This window comes from Priestia sp. SRI_019 (assembly GCF_057586255.1).
The window spans coordinates 364,429-383,593 of the sequence record NZ_JBYCZN010000003.1; the positions used below are offsets into that span (position 1 = coordinate 364,429).

The following is a 19,165-nucleotide window of genomic DNA, read 5'->3' on the forward strand; positions in this document are numbered from 1 at the left end:
TAGAATAAAAAAAGATAAAAGCCTGGGAGAGTAGTCTCCCAGGCTTTTATCCTTCCGTGTTATACAGCGTAGCGCTATATCGCTCTCTCTCGGACCAGTCTTTAACATATGTTAAACGGAACCCTAGACAGCTTTTTTGTTCTTAACGGCTGTAAGAACCTTTATCCATTTGTGGCTTTCGATTAACCGTAGTATAGTACGAGTGAAAATGAGTTGACAAGCAGTTTGTTAGAATATCTGACATGAAAACTGATTTTTCAGTTTATTTTTCAGGGACCGTCCCTTTTGAATGATCTCTCTTTACAAAAGGAGCCGACAGTCGAGATTTTACAAATAAATAGAGAAATCCAATAGTAAGCCAGGCGACACCAATCAAAAGAGTGTCTGTGTTTAACAGTGTGAGCAGCCATCCGATAAATGCTGCTCCGATCAAAGGGAAGATTAAATAGAGTATTGTTTCAGTAAACGACCGTTTCTTTAACTTAATATAAAAATGGGCAATGACTGATACATTAACAAATGTAAAAGCGGTTAAGGCACCGAAACTGACAAAAGTGACGGCTGTGTTTAAATCAATGAACATTCCCAAAAACGAAAAAGCGGTAACAAGCAAGATATTCACCACGGGCGTTTTAAACGTTGGATGAATATATGAAAATACCTTTTGAGGCAGTACGGATTCACGGCCTAAAGCATATAAAAAGCGAGTAACGCTTGTGACTGAAGAAACTCCTTGAGTAAAGGTTGCAATAATTAATACCGTAATAAATAGACTGCTTAAAAGATTTCCGCCCACTAATTTTACAAGGGTGTAGGATGCATTATCAGGGTTAGTAAACGTGAAGCCCGGATAGGCAATCTGTGTGAAATAAGAGATAGCGATGTACATAACAGCTGCGATACAAACAATAAGGAAAATGGCTTTTGGAATTGTCCTTTCCGGTTGAATCGTTTCTTCCGCCATTGTTGTAACTGCATCAAATCCTAAAAAGCAAAAGCAAATGAGCGCAGCTCCAGAAAAAATAGTCGTAAACGGTACATCTGAAGCCAAAAAAGGATGAAGTGAAAAAAGAGTAGAAGAACTAGCTTGGCCTGTTGCAATATCTTTGACGATAAATAAACAAAACAAACTTATAAAGAGAATCTGAACTACAACAGAGATGCCGCTTATACGAGCTACAGATTTAATACCAACAATATTGACTAAAGCTAAGATAATGTTCATGACAATGACCCATACGTATACAGGAATAGAAGGAAATTCCGTATGCATAAAAATACCAAATGTTAAAATAGCAATAATAGGGGAGAAAATATAGTCTAAAAGAAGTGCCCAGCCTACTAAAAAGCCAAGGCGAGGATGTATAGCTTTTTTCGTATACGTATAAGCAGATCCCGCTATCGGATATGCTTTTACCATTCGACTATAGCTATATGCTGTAAAAAAGATAGCTAAAAAAGCAATTAAATAAGCAATGACCATTTGCCCTCCAGCCGCATCGTAGGCTACTCCGTAAACCGTAAAGAAAATCATTGGAGTCATCCAGGCAAGACCCAAAAACACAATTTGATATACCTTTAGCGATTTACTTAACGCTGGTTGGTTGTTCATATAAATCCCTTCTTTCCTCTATTTTTATTTTATAGTAGTAAAAAAGAAAAGCCTGGGAGAATGATGTCATTCTCCCAGGCTTTTATCCCTCCGTGTATACGGACCGTTCCGTACGCTCTCTCTTGGACCAGTCTTTAACATGTGTTAAACGGAACCCTAGATCGCTTTTTTGTCTTCAACAGAGTGAAGACCTTTATAGGTAATGTAAGTAGTTCGAAGTATAAGCAGGATTATAAGAAGATGCAACTACTGTGTTAGATAGTTTAACAAACTTTTTTAAAAAGTAAACTTTTGTAAAAGGCGAACTATATACAATTTTATTAAAAAGATTATTCGTTTATAGTTGACTTACAGAAAGACCTGTAGTATATTTGTAGACAAGAAAAAGCTAAATACGGTTCACTCATATATGTTTGAGAATATGGCTCAGACGTTTCTACCTTATCACCGTAAATGATAGGACTATGAGTAAAAAGTGAATCTAGGTTCCCATTTTTACGTTAGTAGAAAGTTTGGTCCAAGCGATTCACATATTCATTTTTGAAAAGAAATGGATATGACACCGAAGGGATAAAAGCCCAGGCGGGTAGGTTTTTGCTCATTGTATTTGAGAGACCTGCCTTTGTTTGGGCTTTTTCTTATGTGTCTATTTACAGTATGAGCGAGTGATGGAAATTTCTTGTTTGTATCTGCATTGCTTTCTGGGGAGAATAGCGATGTAAAGCATGAAATCACTCATTGAAGCTTTATCTGTAAGCCCTCATTTAACCATGGGAAGTACATTCTATCTATTTTCTAGCATTTTTTCTTTGATGAGCAGCGTGGGGACGCTGCTCCTTTTTTTGTTCTTGCTTTTTTCTCTGTAAATAAAGGTCTCTAAAGAGAAGGTGATTTGCGAAATTTGGCGAATTAATGCTTTAAACAATAAATGATAGAGAAGATAAAGCGGTCTATGAAAAATGAAGAAGTTGAAAAATTGAGGAGGGAATTATGTTGCTTCACTTAATTAATGTTCGTTTGCCAATTATGCACGACCACGCTCTTTTTGAAGTGAAAATTTCAAATGGAATGTATACTTCTATCGTTTTACAAAACGGTTATCTTGAAGGTGACGAGTTTTTTCCGCTGCACGCGGCCGTGTTAGGAAAAGAAACGTCACTTGATGCACAGGGTCGTGTGCTATTGCCAGGATTTGTAGATATGCATATGCATTTAGACAAAGCTCATTCGCTTCCTCAAGTGCCCAATATATCTGGAACTCTTCAAGAAGCCATTAAAAATTACAGCAGCAGCCTGCCGGCATTTCCAGAAGAAGAAATTAAGCAGCGAATGTTAAAAACTGCTTTGCAGGCATTAGCTAACGGTACGACTACGATTCGAACGCATATTGATTTTGACTGCAGCATGGAAGAAGATAGTTTATTTCGAAGTTTACAAGCAGCTGTCGAAGTGAGAGATGAATTAAGCCCGTATATGGACGTGCAGGTTGTTCCGCTATTCTCTAACCTAGACATTGATGATATGCACAAGATGAATAAAATTGAACGAGCATTCGACCTTGAAATTGATGCAATTGGAGGCTGTCCTCATTTAGCTAGAAATCCAGAAAAAGAGATTGATGCTCTATTTTCGCTGGCTCAAGCCTATAATAAACCTCTTGACTTACATGTGGATGAGAGCGATGATCCGTCTGTTGATACAATAATTAATATTGCTCATAGAACAATTGAATTAGATATGGAAGGAAAAGTGGTAGTGGGGCATCTTTGCTCGCTTGCAGGAATGACTGATGCAAAAGTGAAAGAAATCTTAAACCTTTTGAAACAGGCGAAAATTGGAGTTGTCACATTACCTGCTTCTAATTTATATTTACAGGGAAGAGAAGATAAAGGAATTGTAAGACGAGGCGTAACGCGTATTCGCGACATACAAAAAGCAGCGGTTCCAATTGCTACTGCATCTGATAACGTGAACGACCCTTTTCATCCGTTTGGAAAAGCAGACTTGCTGCAAGTAGGGTTGCTAACTGCCTATGCTGCACATATGGGAAGTCCGGATGATCAGCGACAGTTGCTCCGAATGATTACAAGTATACCAGCCCGGCTGATTGGAAAAGAAAAGTACGGAGTGGAAGAAGGAAACGAAGCAAACTTTGTTCTATTAAATGTCCAGTCTGTACAGGAAATATGGACTGAACTTCCCGAAACTCGCTTTGTTTTCAACAAGCATCGTTGGCTTAGCGTAAAAGAGACGCATCAGCGGCTCGCTGATACGAATTTGACTAACCTTTGGCAGGAAAATCAAATTTTAATTGGTTAAATAGACATAAAAAGAAGCTGTCACATTAGTGACAGCTTCTTAATCAATTACTTTTGAACGTTAGCAGCTTGTGGTCCACGAGCTCCATCTTCGATTTCAAATGTAACTTCTTGACCTTCTTCAAGTGATTTGAAACCTTCGCCTTGGATAGCTGAGAAGTGTACGAATACGTCGTCTTGTCCTTCTACTTCGATGAATCCAAAACCTTTTTCTGCATTAAACCATTTTACTTTACCTTGTACCATTGTAGTACCTCCTGTGTGGAAAATCCACGAATATATTACTATCTCTGCTCAATTTCAATAAGAATCACTTTAAAGAAAGTCTTTCTATTTGTTAACACCGAACAAGAAATAATATACCTATTATAACACTTTCTTATAAAAAAGAAACCTTTTTTCATAAAAAAGTACTCTGAGATAAAAATAAGTTGAAAATATGGATATATTTTGAAATGGTAAATGAACTATTATTTTGTGGCTTTTTAGCAATCGCTAAAATCTTTTATCTCGTAAAAAAATGAATAGCGAGGTTGACAAATTGAGTGATGTGTAACTATAATGGTTACAACGAGCTGAGAAGAATTAGCAGTGCTATAAAAATAAAAAGCTCAAATTTTTTTGTGTTACATGTAACTGTAATGGTTACAACTAAAATAAAAGGAGAGAATAAAAATGAAAATTGGTGTTATTGGAGCAACAGGCAAAGCAGGTCAATTAATTATGGAAGAAGCAAAACAGAGAGGACATGAAGTAACAGCCATTGTTCGAAATGCTTCTAAACTAAAAAATCAAACAAACGTAATGGAAAAAGATATTTTTGCCATTACTTCAAAAGACATTAAACAGTTCGATGCTGTGGTAGATGCATTTAATGCACCTCCTGGAAGCGAACAGCTCCACGTTGAGTCTATACAATCACTTATTAAAGTATTTCAAGGTGTTCAAACGCGACTCGCAGTAGTGGGCGGAGCGGGAAGTTTATTTGTAGATGCAGAAAAAACAACGCCTTTAATGAGCACAGAAGGTTTTCCAGCAGCTTATTATCCAACGGCTTCAAACATGGGTAAAGGTTTAAAAGAACTTGAAAAATCGACTATAAATTGGACTTATTTAAGCCCAGCAGCCTTTTTTGATGCAGAAGGTGCTCGCACGGGAGCCTATCAATTAGGAAAAGATCATGTGATCACAAATAGTCAAAATGAAAGCTATATTAGCTATGCTGATTATGTGATTGCTTTAATAGATGAATTAGAGAATAAAAACCATGTGAATGAACGTTTTGCTGTAGTGGGTGAGAAAGCATAAGCTTACGTTTGAGTCATATAAAAAACAGCTTACATTTGTTGTGAGCTGTTTTTTATATAAAACAAAATAGATATAAAGCACTTGGAAATGGTATAGATTTTTTATTATTTCTTCGTTTTTCTTTTTAAAGACGATACAATACAATATAGATGATAAAAAGGAGATGAAAAGATGATTCGTTTTGGCGTAATAGGAACAAACTGGATAACAGATCGACTGTTAGAATCAGCTCAGTATGTAGACGACTTTCAGCTTGCAGCTGTTTATTCTCGAACGATTGAAAAAGCAGAAGAATTTGCAGATAAATATGATATTCCTCATATATTTACTGATTTAGAGGAAATGGCAGTGAGTGCTGAAATTGATGCAGTGTATATTGCTACTCCAAATGCTTATCATGCGGAACAAGCTATCTTATTTTTGAAAAATAACAAGCATGTGCTGTGTGAAAAACCGCTCGCAGCCAATGCAGTAGAAGTAACTCGCATGATTCAAACAGCCAAAAATCACAAGGTATTGCTAATGGAAGCGATGAAATCAACCCTTCTTCCTAACTTCAAAGTGATTCAAGAGAACTTACATAAAATTGGTCCAATTCGGAAATACGTTGCATCTTACTGTCAGTATTCTTCTCGTTATGATAAATACAAAGAAGGTATCGTGCTTAATGCCTTTAAGCCAGAGCTTGCCAACGGTTCACTGATGGATTTAGGTGTATATTGTCTTTATCCTCTGATTACGTTGTTTGGAGGACCTCATAAAATAAAGGCAACGGCGTTTATGCTAGAATCTGGAGTAGATGGAGAAGGGTCAGTTGCTTTAGAATATGAAGATCGAGACGCGGTCATCATGTATTCTAAAATTACAAATTCGCATTTGCCAAGTGAAATTCAAGGAGAAAAAGGCAGTATGGTTATTGACAAAATACATACCGCTGAAAAGGTAGAAATTCGATACAATGACGGACGGGTAGAAGAGTTAACGGTCGATCAGCCTTATCCTGCTATGTACTATGAAATAAATGAATTCGTAGAGCTGTTAAAGCAAGGAAAGATGGAATCGGACACAAATTCTTATGAGAATTCATATTTAACAATGCACGTGATGGATAAAGTGCGAGAGCAAATCGGTCTTGTATATCCAAATGATAATAAATAACAGAGGCTGGGCAAAAGTAGTTTAGTTGAAGAAAGATCCGAACGATTTTGATTCTTGATGGAGAATCAAGCTCGTTCGGATTTTTTTATTGATAGGGTAAAAGTAGGTTTCATGTATGAAGTTGCTTCTAGCTATTGTACGGAAATCAATAGCGGTGTAACCCGTCATCCATGCTAGATCATTTTCCAATTTGTTCGTCTCTAAATTAGATTGAGATAGTTATGTCTCATTCTCTTTTATTGTGGTTATAAAGAGCATAATTGAGATTCAAAATCTTGCCGCAGCACATTTTAAAAGCAAATATGTTGAAACAAGGGAAGTTTTTTAGTATCTTCTATCTTTATTCATCCCTGCATACATAGGATTAATCAAGAGAAAGAATAAAAAGAGTGGAAAACATTCGATAATTAATCCTAGATTAAAATGATTATAAAAAAGTATTGACTATAATAATAGCTCGTGTATAATAAAGAATGTAATCAATAGTCATTACTAGTTTATAATGATACTAATAATCGTTATCAAATAGAAGCTGTCATTGATTGCATTAAAAATAATACATACAAGCATAAGCTTGTGAAATACATTGTACAAGGAGAGATTTTGACATGGCAGAACGTATGGTAGGAAAACAAGCACCACGCTTCGAAATGGAAGCTGTACTTGCAAATAAGGAATTTGGAAAAGTAAGTTTAGAAGAAAATATGAAAAACGGTAAATGGACAGTATTGTTCTTCTATCCAATGGACTTTACATTCGTATGTCCAACAGAAATTACAGCTCTATCGGATCACTACGAAGAGTTTGAAGATCTAGATGCTGAAGTTGTAGGTGTTTCTACAGATACAATTCATACTCACTTAGCTTGGATTAACACAGATCGTAAAGACAATGGACTTGGAGATTTGAATTATCCATTAGCTGCAGATCCAACTCATGCAGTAGCACGTGATTACGGCGTATTAATTGAAGAAGAAGGCGTAGCGCTTCGCGGATTATTTATTATTAATCCAGAAGGTGAATTGCAATACGCAGTTGTAAACCATAACAACATCGGCCGCAGCGTAGAAGAAACATTACGTGTACTTCAAGCCCTTCAAACTGGCGGACTTTGCCCAGCTAACTGGAAACCAGGTCAAAAAACACTTTAATAAATAGTGGTGGAGTAGAGGAGAAATTCCTCTACTGCTGCCATTAAAATAGAAAAGACAGTTTTCTAACTACAAAAAACAGAATATTCAGTTTAATTAATATGGAGGAGGATTTTAACATGAAATTACGTGAACAAATGCCTGAATTAACTGGAGCAACATCTTGGATTAACGACGAAGTAACAAAGGAAGACTTAGTAGGTGATAAAGCAACGCTTATCCACTTTTGGTCAGTAAGCTGCCATTTATGTAAAGAAGCAATGCCTGAAGTTAATGATCTTCGTGATGAGTATGATGATCAATTGAATGTTGTAGCAGTCCATATGCCTCGTTCAGAAGATGACTTAGATATGGGTGTTATTGAGGCAATGGCAATGGGACACGATATTACTCAGCCAATTTACGTAGACAGTGAGCATAAGTTAACAGACGCTTTTGAAAATAAATATGTACCAGCATATTATGTATTTGATAAAGAAGGTCAGCTTCGTCATTTCCAAGCGGGTGGAAATGGAATGCCGATGCTTCGCAAACGTATTAACCGCGTTTTAGGCGAAGAATAATCTCTACATGAAGAAGAAATAAAAAGGCCGGGATAAAAATATTTTAGCCGAAGTGAAAAACGAACCGCTAATCAAAATATTTGATTAGCGGTTCGTTTTTTTTGTTGTGATGAACATAGATTTTATCTGTTTCGTTCCTTCTAGCAGTTGATTGGAGGGGAAGGCGAAGACTCCGCTTTTCCCCCAGGAGTCTTGCACGGAAATCAACGGCGGTGTCACAAGCGGATCAGCTCATGTATCCTATTTGTGCGTCTTTAAATTGAATCCATTTCGTTATCTCTCAATCTCTTTTTTTATTTTTTACGGAGTCTTTTCAATCATTAATAAGCCTTTCATCATATTGACATAAAAAATCTAATATAGTTAAATTTATATAAGAACAAATGTTCGTTTTTGGTGTTGTTATTTTACTCTTTTCTCCCTTTTTAATAAGTATAGGAAAAAAAGGAGGAGATTTGCACAATGACTCAGCTCTATTCGCAGCAAGAAAAGCGGCACGACAAAGAATGTACATTTCATACATTTCTTACAAACCACAGCGCAACTCTTCAGACTCATATAATGAATACATTTTTGACACCAGAACGCTATGAGCGATTACAAAAAGCGGTTGTTAAAAATGATACAAAAGAACAACGACTTCTAAACAAAGAATTTCATCAGTTTTATAGCGAAGTTAGATTGCTTCATTATATTAACAAGCTTTGCAGACATTATTCCAGAGATGTTATGCGTGTAAAAGAAAAAGAGCGTTCTTATATTCCTCTTCGCCTGCAGCAGCCGGCTGCGCTAGATGAAAATCGAACAGTTGAAGATATGCTAGGAGTACAGGACGTGGTTGTATGGGAGCATGAATTTTTAGGAAATCAACTTGAAAATCGTATTCTTCATCATGCATTTCGACAATTAACGGCCAAGCAGCAGTGTATGCTGCACTTGATTATTGTCGAACGCTGGACTCATAAAGAAATCGCTGCTTATTTTTCTATTTCTCAGCAAGCGGTTTCTAATCATTATCAACGTGCGCTAAGCAAGTTGAAAAAAATTATGAAGGTGAGTGATAGATATGTTTGATCCTCAGTGGCTTCAACTTGTTGGAAACGTAGGATTTCCCGCTGTCCTTTCTTTTTATTTATTACTGCGTGTAGAAAACAATATAAAGCGACTTGAAGAAAAAGTGGAAGAACTAACAACTGACTTAAGAAAGAAGTGAAGAAATGGAAACTCTATATGAGCTTGTAAATAAAGTGAAAGCTGGAGATGAAGAGGCGTCAAGGCGTCTATTAAAAAAGCTGGAACCAAAACTAAATAAAGCTGTCCAAAGCTTTTCACTGCATGAGAGAGAAGACGTAAAGCAAGATTTAAAGATTAAAATTCTTTCCGCTGTTAAGACGTTTGATTTTTCCAAAACGCCAGGATTTTGGGAATTTTTACGCCAAAAATAAAAAAGAGCGCTCGTTGTATCGACGCTCTTTTTTTATTTTTGTTGCAGTTCGACTACGTACCTTACAGTAAAAAATACAAAAATAGAAAATGGATAAATATTAAAAAAAGGTAAAAGGTGATGTGTAAGAATAGAGTTTAGTAGTATACTAACAAGTAGAATTTCTTGTATAAAAGGAAGATAATCACTCTTTATATAGAAAGGATTGTCGGCGACGAATAGAGGATAGAAGAGTTTTATTTAATGAAGGAAAAAATCGTGCTGTTCGATAAATCAAACAGTACGATTTATAAAAAAGCGGCAGTAAACAATATGTAAGCTAAGAAGCCTATTGTTTTTTGTTTTAGCTTTTTGGAAAGAGGTGAAGAATAAAGTGAGTCAACTTCTCTTTAATATCACGTTAATTATTTCTTTCATGTTTGCTGCAAGTATAGTTCGAGAGCAAATCATTTATAGAGTAGAAGGGATAAAACGGTACAATATGTATCGCTTAATTTATTACGGATGTTCTTACGGACTATTAGGCAGCATTTTAATGGTATATACAATTAAAATAGATTCTACTATTATTCTTGACCTTCGCTTTTTAGCAGTGACAATTGTTTGTCTTTATGCAGGAATAGTACCCGCTATCATGGCGGCTTGTATTATAGGGGTAATGCGTCTGCTTTTGTTTGGAATTACGGCAAGCGGAATAATAGGCGCTGCTACAATTATCGTAATGGCTTTACTGTCTGGGTGGACGGTTCGCTTACCTTATCGTCCATTTATTCGTTTTCAATTAATGAATTCTATCAGCTTGCTTTGCGTATTTTTCTCACTGTCCTTTCTTTTTAAAGATATCAAGCACGCTGCTACAATTATCGTCTATTTACTGCCTGCTTCTTTTATAGGTGGGTGTTTAGTGTATCTGGTAGGCAGATATATATATGTATCTCGAGTAACGACAAGTCAGCATAAAAAGCTGTCTAAAATGTTTTCGGTTATGGTTCAAAATGCAAAGACAGGCACCATGATTGAAACGTCAGAGCGCGAAGTAGCCGTTATTAATCAAACTTTTTGTGACATGTTTGATATACCCGGACCTCCTCATCAATACGTTGGATTGAAAAGTAATCAGCTGTTTTTATCTCACGCTCCTATGTTGAAAGATCCTGCTAGGTTTTTAAAAACGGTAGAAAGCACCGTTTATTCAAAAGAGTCAATAGTAGATGAAGAAATTACGTTTATTAACGGTAAAATTTATGCGCGTGACTACATTCCAATCTATGAAGGTCATGTGTATATTGGCCACTATTGGGAATATCGAGATATTACGGAGAAAAAGAAGGCTGAGTGTGATCTTCGCAAAGCCAATAAAAAGCTTGAAATGCTGTCCATGAAAGATGGCTTAACGGGCCTGAACAACCGCCGATCTCTTGATAAACAGCTGGAAATTGAGTGGGAATACGCACGGAAAGAAAAAGAGCCGCTTTCTTTTCTTTTATTTGATATTGATTATTTTAAAGCGTATAACGATACCTATGGCCATATTCAAGGAGACGAATGCTTAAAAGAAGTAGCGAAAATCGCTAAAAGCGTTGTTTTTGACGAATCGGCTTTTGTCGCAAGATACGGAGGAGAAGAGTTTGGTATATTGCTTCCTCGAGCTAATCAATATGAAGCGATAAAAATGGCAGAAGCTATTAGACAGCAAGTGGAGGAGCGTGGAATTGTCCACCAGGCTTCTGACGTGTTTAAGTGTGTCACAATCAGCGTTGGAATAATTACAGTCGTTCCATCCGAAAACGTACAGCCCATTTCAATTGTCCATGGAGCAGATCAGGCTTTATATGAAGCAAAGCGTATGGGTCGAAATCAAATTTCAGTATATTCTCACCACAAAGAAGCTGACTCAAACGTTTGAGTCAGCTTTTAAAAGAGATATAAGCCTCTTATTTAGGAGGAGCTTTTTCTTTTTCGTCTTCTTCCATAATTCCTTTTGTAGCGTTTTTAAACTCTTTTAACGTTTTTCCAGCAGCTTTGCCTAATTCCGGCAGTTTCTTTGGACCAAAAAGCAATAGAGCGACAAATACAATTAAGGCAATTTCTCCAAACCCAAGGTTCATTGTCATCGTCTCCTATTTTTTGAAAGTGTTTACAAGTTTAGTATAGCACGAAAAGAAAGGAAGTAGTACACCCTTATCCAGTGATTTTAAGGCCGATTACACCTGCTACAATACAAAAAATAAATAAAATTCGACGCATATCTTTTGCTTCGCGAAAGAAAAGCATGCCAAGAAGTACGCTTCCGGCAGCTCCTACTCCCGTCCATATACCGTAAGCTGTTCCAAGAGGTATTTCCTTTAACGCTAAGGAGAGAAAATAAAAACTTCCTGCACCGAAAAGGATAAATCCAATCGAAGGAAACAATCGCTTAAATCCATCTGAAAGTTTTAAGAAAATCACAAATCCCACTTCGCAAAAACCGGCAGCTATTAATGCAATCCAAGCCATGTTAAGATTCCTCTCTTTCTGTTTCTTCAGTAGAAATTAACTTTAAACCGATGATTCCAAAGATCATTAATCCTAAAAATAAAATCTTTCCAATATTTGCGCCTTCGTCTAAAACGGTCATTCCGAGTATCGCTGTGCCAGCAGCTCCTATACCAGTGAACACTGCATAAGCTGTTCCGACAGCAATTTTTTTTAAGGCATTTGAAAAGAAATAAAAGCTGATGACAATTGTAACGATCGTAATGATTGTTGGAGTTAATTCAGTAAATCCGTGTGAATATTTTAAACCGATTGCCCATACAATCTCGAGCAAACCAGCGATAATAAGATAAATCCAAGCCATTTTAATTCCTCCTTGCATAATAATAAGCCCTTTTTACAGGGCCTATTTAGCACGTATGCCTTCCCAAAATATTGTCCAAGCATCGTGAATTTTTTGGTCATAATACTCTGGTTCATAATAAAAGCGCTGAATGAACAGTCCGTCGGTTAAACAATAAAAGCTATTGATATACAAATCAATCGGACGTTCAATTATTTCGCCTTCAGCCATTCCCTTTGTAAAAATAGCATGCAGAATTTGATCAGACAATCGTTCGCTTCTTAAGAAAATAGCTTTTACTTCTGACTGTAGATGTTCAGGTGGAAACAAAATAAGACGACGGTACATCTGGCCAAAAGAATCTTTTTCAATCATCGTGCAGAAATCTACAACAAAGCAGTGAAGCTGTTCTTTAGCAGACTTTGTTTTATGCTGTTCGTATATAACAGATAACTTTGTTAAAAATAAATTCATTAAATCATGCACGGTTAGTAAAAATAAGTCGTCTTTGTTCTTAAAATGAGCGTACAGGGAAGGTTTTTTGATGCCTACTTTTGATGAGATATCAGCAAGCGATGTTTCTGTATAGCCTTTTTCTCCAAAGAGCTCCATTGCTGCAGCTCTAATTTTTTCTACAGTTGATAATTCACTCAAGAAAAGCTCCTCCTCAATCTAACTAACGGTCGTTAGGTAAAAGATATCAAATATAAAAAAAAGAAGCAAGGGAATCGCTTCTTTTTAATGTATTTTCACTAAATGACGCTGAGTTAAAAATAAAGAGAAGATAAAAATAAGCTCAAACGTATTTGTTACGGCTGTGCTTGGTATAGGAATTGACACGGCACTTCCTACAATCATCACGGCTACTCCAATCATCATACTGCTCCATCGCGTCTTGCGAAATAAGGAAATTCCAACAAAAAGCAAAATAATCGCCACAATGAGAACCATAAGAGGGGGACCGGATGATCCCACTAATGTATAGCGAACAATGCCATATTCGCGTACAACTTCCATGCGCTGACTAATCGTCTCGATTATTTCATAGCTAATTAAGGCAAACGTAGTTAGCAAAAAAAGAATGCCGGCAACAGGTTTTTTAGCCCATGTAATCGTCGAATATTTTGCTACGCCATATGCAAAGAGCACCAAAGTAGGGGTAAATAAAGCGTGAAACCAAAATCGAAGCATGCTGAGTGAACGCAAAGTATCGCCTTCACCGATAAATGAACCAATCCCAATCATTATATTATCGTAAATTAGTCCAGCTATTACTAAAGGAAGAAAAAGCATGTAAAACGGCGAAGTGTTTTTTCTTACTACATATATGCTAAAGAAAAACAGGACAATATAGCAAAAAGAAAATAGAAAATAAAGGATTGTATCAACCATTGTTTTCCTCCTTTTGATGATACTTCTTCTTTTTATGATAACATCATATGCCAAAAAAGTGAGAAATCATGCATTTTTCTAGGCAATCTTATCGGACGAAAGCTGCCTTTATCGGTAGAAAGATTCAGAAAATATTGAAATGAAAATAGGAAAAGAGGCCATAGTCAAGAGATTTAGATTTACTGAATTGATTATTAAATAAAGGAAATCTATAAAACAACAACAAAAGAACTAGACGCATATGGAGGCTAAATACTTATATATTTAGAAAAAAATATTTAATGTCCTTTCTATTTAAGTAAGTTAAATGTAAGCAGAAAATGATAAATAAATGTATTTTTCTTACTTTTATATCTATCTATCATCCTTACAAGTACGGTTGTTAGACAAATCCAATTGGTATATCCATAAAAAGTAATTTATGGGATAAAATATTTTTTATCCCACCTTTATATTACAAAACGTTTTCTAAAGTTAAGAAATTTTTAATTACGTAATATTTTAGTGTGTTAATTGTAAGAGTGATGTATAAAATATTCCTGTTGTTATGGTAAAAAAAGGTATCGATGGGATTTTTCTAGGTAAATAAACTTTAGACCTATTCTGTGAATTTTCAATAAAACGATGAGTTTTTAATTCTGTAAATAGACAATCGGAATTGTAAGAATATATAACATTTGAGCTATTGACCACTAATGAGCGCAGATGATAGTTTTAGAGCTGTTGAAATTGGTGCTCGAGTCCATTTTTCAAAGCAGGTGTTTTAGCAGCATGCTAGCGCTGTTAATTGATTAGCTCCCATACATATATAAAGGGAGTGAAACTATGAAATCGTATATCTATCATTATGAATCAAAAGCATTCATAACGTATCCAACAGGAGAAGTTTGGAAGGAGAAGAATGAAACATGATCTTAATTATCCTATGCTGCCTATTTTTAGTAGGGTATGGCGTTTGGGAGTATCGCAGACATTTACGCAAGCTGCATTCAATTCCTGTACGAGTGAATGTTAATGGTATTCGCGGAAAATCCACCGTTACACGATTGATTACAGGTATTGTAAAAGAAGCAGGTTACAAAACAGTAGGAAAAACGACAGGAACACAAGCGCGTATGATCTACTGGCATACAAGTGAAGAAGAACCAATTATTCGTCGTAAAGAAGGTCCGAACATTGGAGAACAGCGACGAGTGGTAAATGAAGTTGCCGATATTGGCGCGGAAGCTCTTATTTGTGAATGTATGGCTGTACAGCCTGATTATCAAATCACATTCCAAAATCAGCTGATTCAAGCCAAGGTAGGCGTTATTGTAAACGTACTAGAAGATCACATGGATGTAATGGGTCCAACTCTAGATGAAGTTGCTCAAGCGTTCACTGCTACTATTCCTTATGATGGTCACCTTGTTACAATTGAAGGTCCATATTTGGAATACTATAAAAAAATAGCCGCAGAGCGCAACACAAAAGTTATTGTAGCTGACAATGATAAAGTATCTGAAGCGTATTTACGTGAATTTGATTATATGGTTTTCCCTGATAATGCTTCCATCGGTTTAGCAGTAGCAGAAGCACTTGGTATCGATGCTGAAACAGCGATGAGAGGAATGTTAAATGCTCAGCCTGACCCAGGAGCTATGAGAATTACAACGTTTGGCGATGAAAAAAATCCAGCATTTTTAGTAAATGGATTTGCTGCCAACGACGCTTCTTCCACGCTTCGTATTTGGGAACGTGTAGATTCAATGAACTATAGTGAAAAGCTTCCTATTGTCATTATGAACTGCCGTCCGGACCGTGTAGATCGCACGGAGCAATTTGCTGAAGATGTAATGCCATACATTGAAGCGGACGTAATGATTGCAATTGGTCAGACGACCTCACCAATCGCTGCTGCACATCAAAGAGGCGAATTGCCAACAAAAGAATTCTGGGATATGGAAGGCGCTTCTACAGAAGAAATTTTAGAGCGCATGAAGCCTTATTTAAAAGATCGTATTGTATACGGTGTCGGAAATATCCACGGTTCAGCCGAGCCGCTTGTTGAAGCTATTATTGAAATGAAAAAGATGAGAAAAGCAGTTTAATCTAGGAGGCCATTTCATGTTCGGATCAGATTTATATATTGCCCTTGTGTTAGGGGTTACACTAAGCTTAATTTTTACAGAAAAAACGGGCGTATTGCCAGCAGGTCTTATCGTACCGGGGTATTTAGCTCTTGTATTTGATCAGCCAATTACCATTTTAATGATTTTCTTAATTAGTATTTTAACGTATGTTATTGTCGTGTACGGAATCTCAAAAGTAGTTATTTTATATGGACGTCGCAAATTTACAGCGATGTTAATTACGGGTATTGTGATTAAAGTTGCATTTGATTATTTCTTCCCGATCTTGCCGTTTGAAGTGTTTGAATTACGCGGAATTGGTATCATTGTACCGGGCTTAATTGCAAATACAATGCAAAAGCAAGGTCTTCCTTTAACAGTTGGAACAACGGTTTTATTAAGTGGTGTAACATTTGGAATTATGCAAGTTTATTATTTATTTTAATACACAAACAAACCGCAGCTGGTAAAGGAAGGTGAAAGCGTTGAAAGAGAAAAAATTAAACTTTCAAGAAAAAGTATTGATGTTTATAAAGAAAACAAAGCCTACAACGGGCAAGCAAGCTCTTATCTTAACGCCAATTTTAATCGTAATTTTAGCTCTTTCAGGATGGATGGAGCGTTCGGATGCTCTTGAAAACCCTGAAACGGCTAATCCAGAGGCCAATAATGATTTAACGATGACTATGGTCGGAGACATTATGATGGGTCGCCATGTAAGAGAAGTAACTGAACGCTACGGAGAAGATTTTGTATTCCGCAACGTGGAGCCGTTCTTTAAAAATTCGGATTACGTAAGCGGGAACTACGAAACGCCGATTTTAACAAACGACGTAGATTCATATAAAGCAATGGAAAAAGGTATTCATTTATATAGTAAGCCTGCTGATCTAGCGACTGTTAAAAATGCAGGTTTCGACGTATTAAACTTAGCGAACAACCATTCAATGGACTACAGTGCAAAAGGGTTAGAAGATACGATCTCTACTTTTGAAGCAAACAAATTAGATTTTGTTGGTGCTGGCCGTAACTCTGAAGAAGCAAAGCATATTTCGTATAAAGATGCTGACGGTATCCGCATTGCAACCGTAGGGTTTACAGATGTATATTCAGACGGAATGTCGGCTGGAAAAAACAACCCAGGTATTTTAAAAGCAGATCCGGATCTTATTTTCAGCACGATTCAGCAAGCGAAAGCAAATGCTGATTTAGTTGTAGTAAATGCCCACTGGGGTGAAGAATACGATGCACAGCCAAGTCCTCGTCAAGAAGGACTAGCAAAAGCGATGGTAGACGCTGGTGCGGACATTATCATTGGTCACCATCCGCACGTTCTACAATCATATGATGTATATAAAGGTTCGGTTATTTTCTATAGCTTAGGAAACTTTATTTTTGACCAAGGGTGGTCAAGTACAAAAAATACAGCGATGGTTCAGTATCATTTAAACAAGCAGGGCCAAGCTAAAATTGATGTTATTCCAATGGTTATTAAAGCAGGTACACCAACTCCAACAGATAACCCTTGGCGCATGAAGCGTATTTATAACGATTTAAACAAGTTTTCTTCAAACCCTGAACTGTTAGAAAAAGAACGAAACAAGTTTGAATTAAACTTAGATCATTCTCGCATTATAAAACATGCAGAGGAGCGCAAAAAGAACGAAGCGCAAGCTAACTAATAGCCCGTCATACACAGAGGAGGTAAAAGATGATAAATAAACGTAATACGATTATTGTTTCCATTGTCATCTTTTCACTCATAGTAGGTGTATGTGTTTATCAATTTATGTTTCCAAAACAAGAATATGCAGTAAGTACTTCAGATCCTCGGGCCACAAAAGTAGGTATGGAAATTCTTAAACAAGGCGGTACAGCAGTTGATGCGGCTATTGCCATTTCCTATACGCTTGGTGTTGTGGAACCTTACGGATCAGGACTTGGGGGAGGCGGCGGAATGCTGATTGATCCAGCAGATGCCTCTCCAACATTTATTGACTACCGAGAAATTGCACCTAAGAATGATAAAGAAGATGAGATTGGCGTACCAGGGTTCGTTGCTGGTATGGATTATATTCAGCACCATTACGGATCTATGTCGATGAGCAAACTAATCGACCCGGCCATTAACTATGCTGAGAATGGGTATAAAGTGGACAAAGATTTGCACGATAGGCTGGTTTCATACAAAGGTAATGTGAATGAAGATGAAATTCCTAGCTTTTATCCAGATAAGGACGCTATCAACACAGGTGAAATTGTGAAACAGCATGAATTAGCGAACACGCTGCAAAAGATTAAGGAAGAAGGGCCAAATGCTTTTTATAGAGGGAAAATTGCAGACGATATTACAGAAGAAACAAAAGTAAGTCACAAAGACTTGCGAAAGTATGCGCCTGTTGAACGGAAACCTCTATCGACGAATTATAAAGGTCATCAAATTATTTCAGCACCTCCTCCTTTTGCTGGTGCTACGCTTATTCAAATGTTAAAAATGACGGATCAAGAAGATATTTGGAAGCTGAAGGAATCGCATCCTAGTCTTTATTATCATTTTCTTGGTCAAATTTCAAAAGTAGCTTATCAAGACCGCTTGAAAAAAATTGCTGATCCCGCTTTTATAAAAGAAACGCCAAATGATTGGATCGACGACCATTACGTGCATTTACTTCGTAATAAATTAAATAATACTGAAACAGATCATACCAAAGTAAGCGACGTCGAAGAACATGAAAGTACCACTCATTTTGTTGTCATGGACGGTGAAGGAACCGTTGTATCAACAACGAATACGCTGAGTAATTTCTTCGGCAGCGGTGAATATGTAGATGGGTTCTTTTTAAATAATACGCTCAATACGTTTGGGGAAGGAATTAATAAGCGTCAAACTGGCAAGCGTCCAAGAACATTTACAGCCCCTACTATTATTCGTGAAGGTGATGAATGGGTAATGTCCATTGGCACACCGGGAGGAAATCGCATTCCTCAAGTGTTAACGCAAGTAATTGGGGATTATTTTGAAGACAAAGATTCCATTAAAAATGCAGTAGAAAACAAGCGTGTCATTTTTGATTCTCATAAGTTTTATTCAGAAGCCAAGCTTAAACAGTCAACGAAGGATGGTTTAAAAACGTACGGCTATGACTTAAAAAACAATGATAACGCGATGTTTTACGGAGGCGTTCAAGCTCTTGTGAAAGACTTAAAGAAAAATAAGATTCAAGGTGACGCTGATCCGCGCCGCCACGGTTTATGGGAAAAAAGTACAGACTAACTTAATTGGAGGAATA

General features: G+C 36.8%; 20 protein-coding genes and 3 riboswitches. Of the genes, 13 read left to right on the plus strand and 7 right to left on the minus strand.

Annotated features, from left to right (window positions below):
• Nucleotides 1-33: 33 nt before the first annotated feature.
• Nucleotides 34-138, minus strand: a riboswitch (guanidine-I (ykkC/yxkD leader).
• A 124-nt stretch (nt 139-262) separates the two neighbouring features.
• The gene (locus AC2YJL_RS20120; RefSeq protein WP_487374901.1) at nt 263-1,612 is read right to left on the minus strand and encodes an APC family permease; all 1,350 of its coding nucleotides are present in this window, start codon (nt 1,610-1,612) and stop codon (nt 263-265) included.
• A gap of 69 nt (nt 1,613-1,681) precedes the next feature.
• Nucleotides 1,682-1,783, minus strand: a riboswitch (guanidine-I (ykkC/yxkD leader).
• 212 nt (nt 1,784-1,995) lie between these two features.
• Nucleotides 1,996-2,097: riboswitch (purine riboswitch) on the plus strand.
• Nucleotides 2,098-2,602: 505 nt separating this feature from the next.
• Between AC2YJL_RS20120 and AC2YJL_RS20125 the strand changes: the two genes are divergently transcribed.
• The gene (locus tag AC2YJL_RS20125) at nt 2,603-3,931 is read left to right on the plus strand and encodes an amidohydrolase family protein (RefSeq protein WP_369361522.1); all 1,329 of its coding nucleotides are present in this window, start codon (nt 2,603-2,605) and stop codon (nt 3,929-3,931) included.
• A 47-nt stretch (nt 3,932-3,978) separates the two neighbouring features.
• Here AC2YJL_RS20125 and AC2YJL_RS20130 read toward each other — a convergent pair whose 3' ends face one another.
• On the minus strand, nt 3,979-4,176 hold the full coding sequence (locus AC2YJL_RS20130) for a cold-shock protein (RefSeq protein ID WP_013055689.1): 198 nt from the start codon (nt 4,174-4,176) through the stop codon (nt 3,979-3,981).
• Nucleotides 4,177-4,605: 429 nt separating this feature from the next.
• Here AC2YJL_RS20130 and AC2YJL_RS20135 point away from each other — a divergent pair, with 429 nt between their 5' ends.
• From AC2YJL_RS20135 to AC2YJL_RS20170, 8 genes are all read left to right on the plus strand, one after another.
• Nucleotides 4,606-5,238 carry an NAD(P)-dependent oxidoreductase gene (locus AC2YJL_RS20135; protein WP_251567295.1) on the plus strand — a complete coding sequence of 211 codons (633 nt, stop codon included), beginning with the start codon at nt 4,606-4,608 and terminating at the stop codon, nt 5,236-5,238.
• 171 nt (nt 5,239-5,409) lie between these two features.
• On the plus strand, nt 5,410-6,396 hold the full coding sequence (locus tag AC2YJL_RS20140; protein WP_195695204.1) for a Gfo/Idh/MocA family protein: 987 nt from the start codon (nt 5,410-5,412) through the stop codon (nt 6,394-6,396).
• Between the two features lie 608 nt (nt 6,397-7,004).
• Nucleotides 7,005-7,547 carry a peroxiredoxin gene (locus tag AC2YJL_RS20145; RefSeq protein WP_014461319.1) on the plus strand — a complete coding sequence of 181 codons (543 nt, stop codon included), beginning with the start codon at nt 7,005-7,007 and terminating at the stop codon, nt 7,545-7,547.
• A gap of 119 nt (nt 7,548-7,666) precedes the next feature.
• Nucleotides 7,667-8,110, plus strand: a complete 444-nt coding sequence (locus tag AC2YJL_RS20150) for a TlpA family protein disulfide reductase (protein WP_013055693.1) — start codon at nt 7,667-7,669, stop codon at nt 8,108-8,110.
• A gap of 462 nt (nt 8,111-8,572) precedes the next feature.
• On the plus strand, nt 8,573-9,184 hold the full coding sequence (locus tag AC2YJL_RS20155; RefSeq protein ID WP_487374902.1) for a sigma-70 family RNA polymerase sigma factor: 612 nt from the start codon (nt 8,573-8,575) through the stop codon (nt 9,182-9,184).
• Nucleotides 9,177-9,323: a YvrJ family protein gene (locus AC2YJL_RS20160; RefSeq protein WP_013055696.1), complete on the plus strand. Its 147-nt coding sequence runs from the start codon at nt 9,177-9,179 to the stop codon at nt 9,321-9,323. The genes AC2YJL_RS20155 and AC2YJL_RS20160 overlap by 8 nt, the downstream gene beginning before the upstream one ends.
• 4 nt (nt 9,324-9,327) lie before the next feature.
• The gene (locus AC2YJL_RS20165; protein WP_230931900.1) at nt 9,328-9,555 is read left to right on the plus strand and encodes a helix-turn-helix domain-containing protein; all 228 of its coding nucleotides are present in this window, start codon (nt 9,328-9,330) and stop codon (nt 9,553-9,555) included.
• Between the two features lie 372 nt (nt 9,556-9,927).
• On the plus strand, nt 9,928-11,460 hold the full coding sequence (locus AC2YJL_RS20170; RefSeq protein ID WP_487374903.1) for a diguanylate cyclase domain-containing protein: 1,533 nt from the start codon (nt 9,928-9,930) through the stop codon (nt 11,458-11,460).
• A 28-nt stretch (nt 11,461-11,488) separates the two neighbouring features.
• On the opposite strand, the gene AC2YJL_RS20175 is transcribed toward AC2YJL_RS20170, so the two are convergent.
• From AC2YJL_RS20175 to AC2YJL_RS20195, 5 genes are all read right to left on the minus strand, one after another.
• Complete coding sequence (locus tag AC2YJL_RS20175; protein ID WP_013055701.1) at nt 11,489-11,662, minus strand: twin-arginine translocase TatA/TatE family subunit; 174 nt, start codon at nt 11,660-11,662, stop codon at nt 11,489-11,491.
• A 73-nt stretch (nt 11,663-11,735) separates the two neighbouring features.
• Complete coding sequence (locus AC2YJL_RS20180) at nt 11,736-12,050, minus strand: DMT family transporter (protein ID WP_013055702.1); 315 nt, start codon at nt 12,048-12,050, stop codon at nt 11,736-11,738.
• A gap of 1 nt (nt 12,051) precedes the next feature.
• Entirely contained in the window at nt 12,052-12,393 is a 342-nt protein-coding gene (sugE, locus tag AC2YJL_RS20185; RefSeq protein WP_025749661.1) for a quaternary ammonium compound efflux SMR transporter SugE, read from the minus strand.
• Nucleotides 12,394-12,435: 42 nt separating this feature from the next.
• Complete coding sequence (locus AC2YJL_RS20190; protein ID WP_230931902.1) at nt 12,436-13,026, minus strand: TetR/AcrR family transcriptional regulator; 591 nt, start codon at nt 13,024-13,026, stop codon at nt 12,436-12,438.
• A gap of 84 nt (nt 13,027-13,110) precedes the next feature.
• Nucleotides 13,111-13,764, minus strand: coding sequence for a hypothetical protein (locus AC2YJL_RS20195; protein WP_116515288.1), 654 nt, complete (start codon nt 13,762-13,764; stop codon nt 13,111-13,113).
• 908 nt (nt 13,765-14,672) lie between these two features.
• On the opposite strand from AC2YJL_RS20195, the gene pgsB reads away from it, so the two are divergent.
• The 4 genes from pgsB to AC2YJL_RS20215 are packed head-to-tail and all read left to right on the plus strand — an operon-like array spanning nt 14,673 to nt 19,149.
• Nucleotides 14,673-15,854 carry a poly-gamma-glutamate synthase PgsB gene (pgsB, locus tag AC2YJL_RS20200; protein WP_014461310.1) on the plus strand — a complete coding sequence of 394 codons (1,182 nt, stop codon included), beginning with the start codon at nt 14,673-14,675 and terminating at the stop codon, nt 15,852-15,854.
• Nucleotides 15,855-15,870: 16 nt separating this feature from the next.
• Nucleotides 15,871-16,320, plus strand: a complete 450-nt coding sequence (pgsC, locus tag AC2YJL_RS20205; RefSeq protein WP_013055707.1) for a poly-gamma-glutamate biosynthesis protein PgsC — start codon at nt 15,871-15,873, stop codon at nt 16,318-16,320.
• Nucleotides 16,321-16,360: 40 nt separating this feature from the next.
• A complete protein-coding gene (locus AC2YJL_RS20210; protein ID WP_025749659.1) occupies nt 16,361-17,557 on the plus strand; it encodes a CapA family protein in 1,197 nt (398 codons plus the stop codon).
• Between the two features lie 29 nt (nt 17,558-17,586).
• Nucleotides 17,587-19,149 (plus strand): gamma-glutamyltransferase family protein, encoded by a 1,563-nt coding sequence (locus AC2YJL_RS20215; RefSeq protein ID WP_487374904.1) that lies wholly within the window; start codon nt 17,587-17,589, stop codon nt 19,147-19,149.
• The last annotated feature ends 16 nt before the right edge of the window (nt 19,150-19,165 follow it).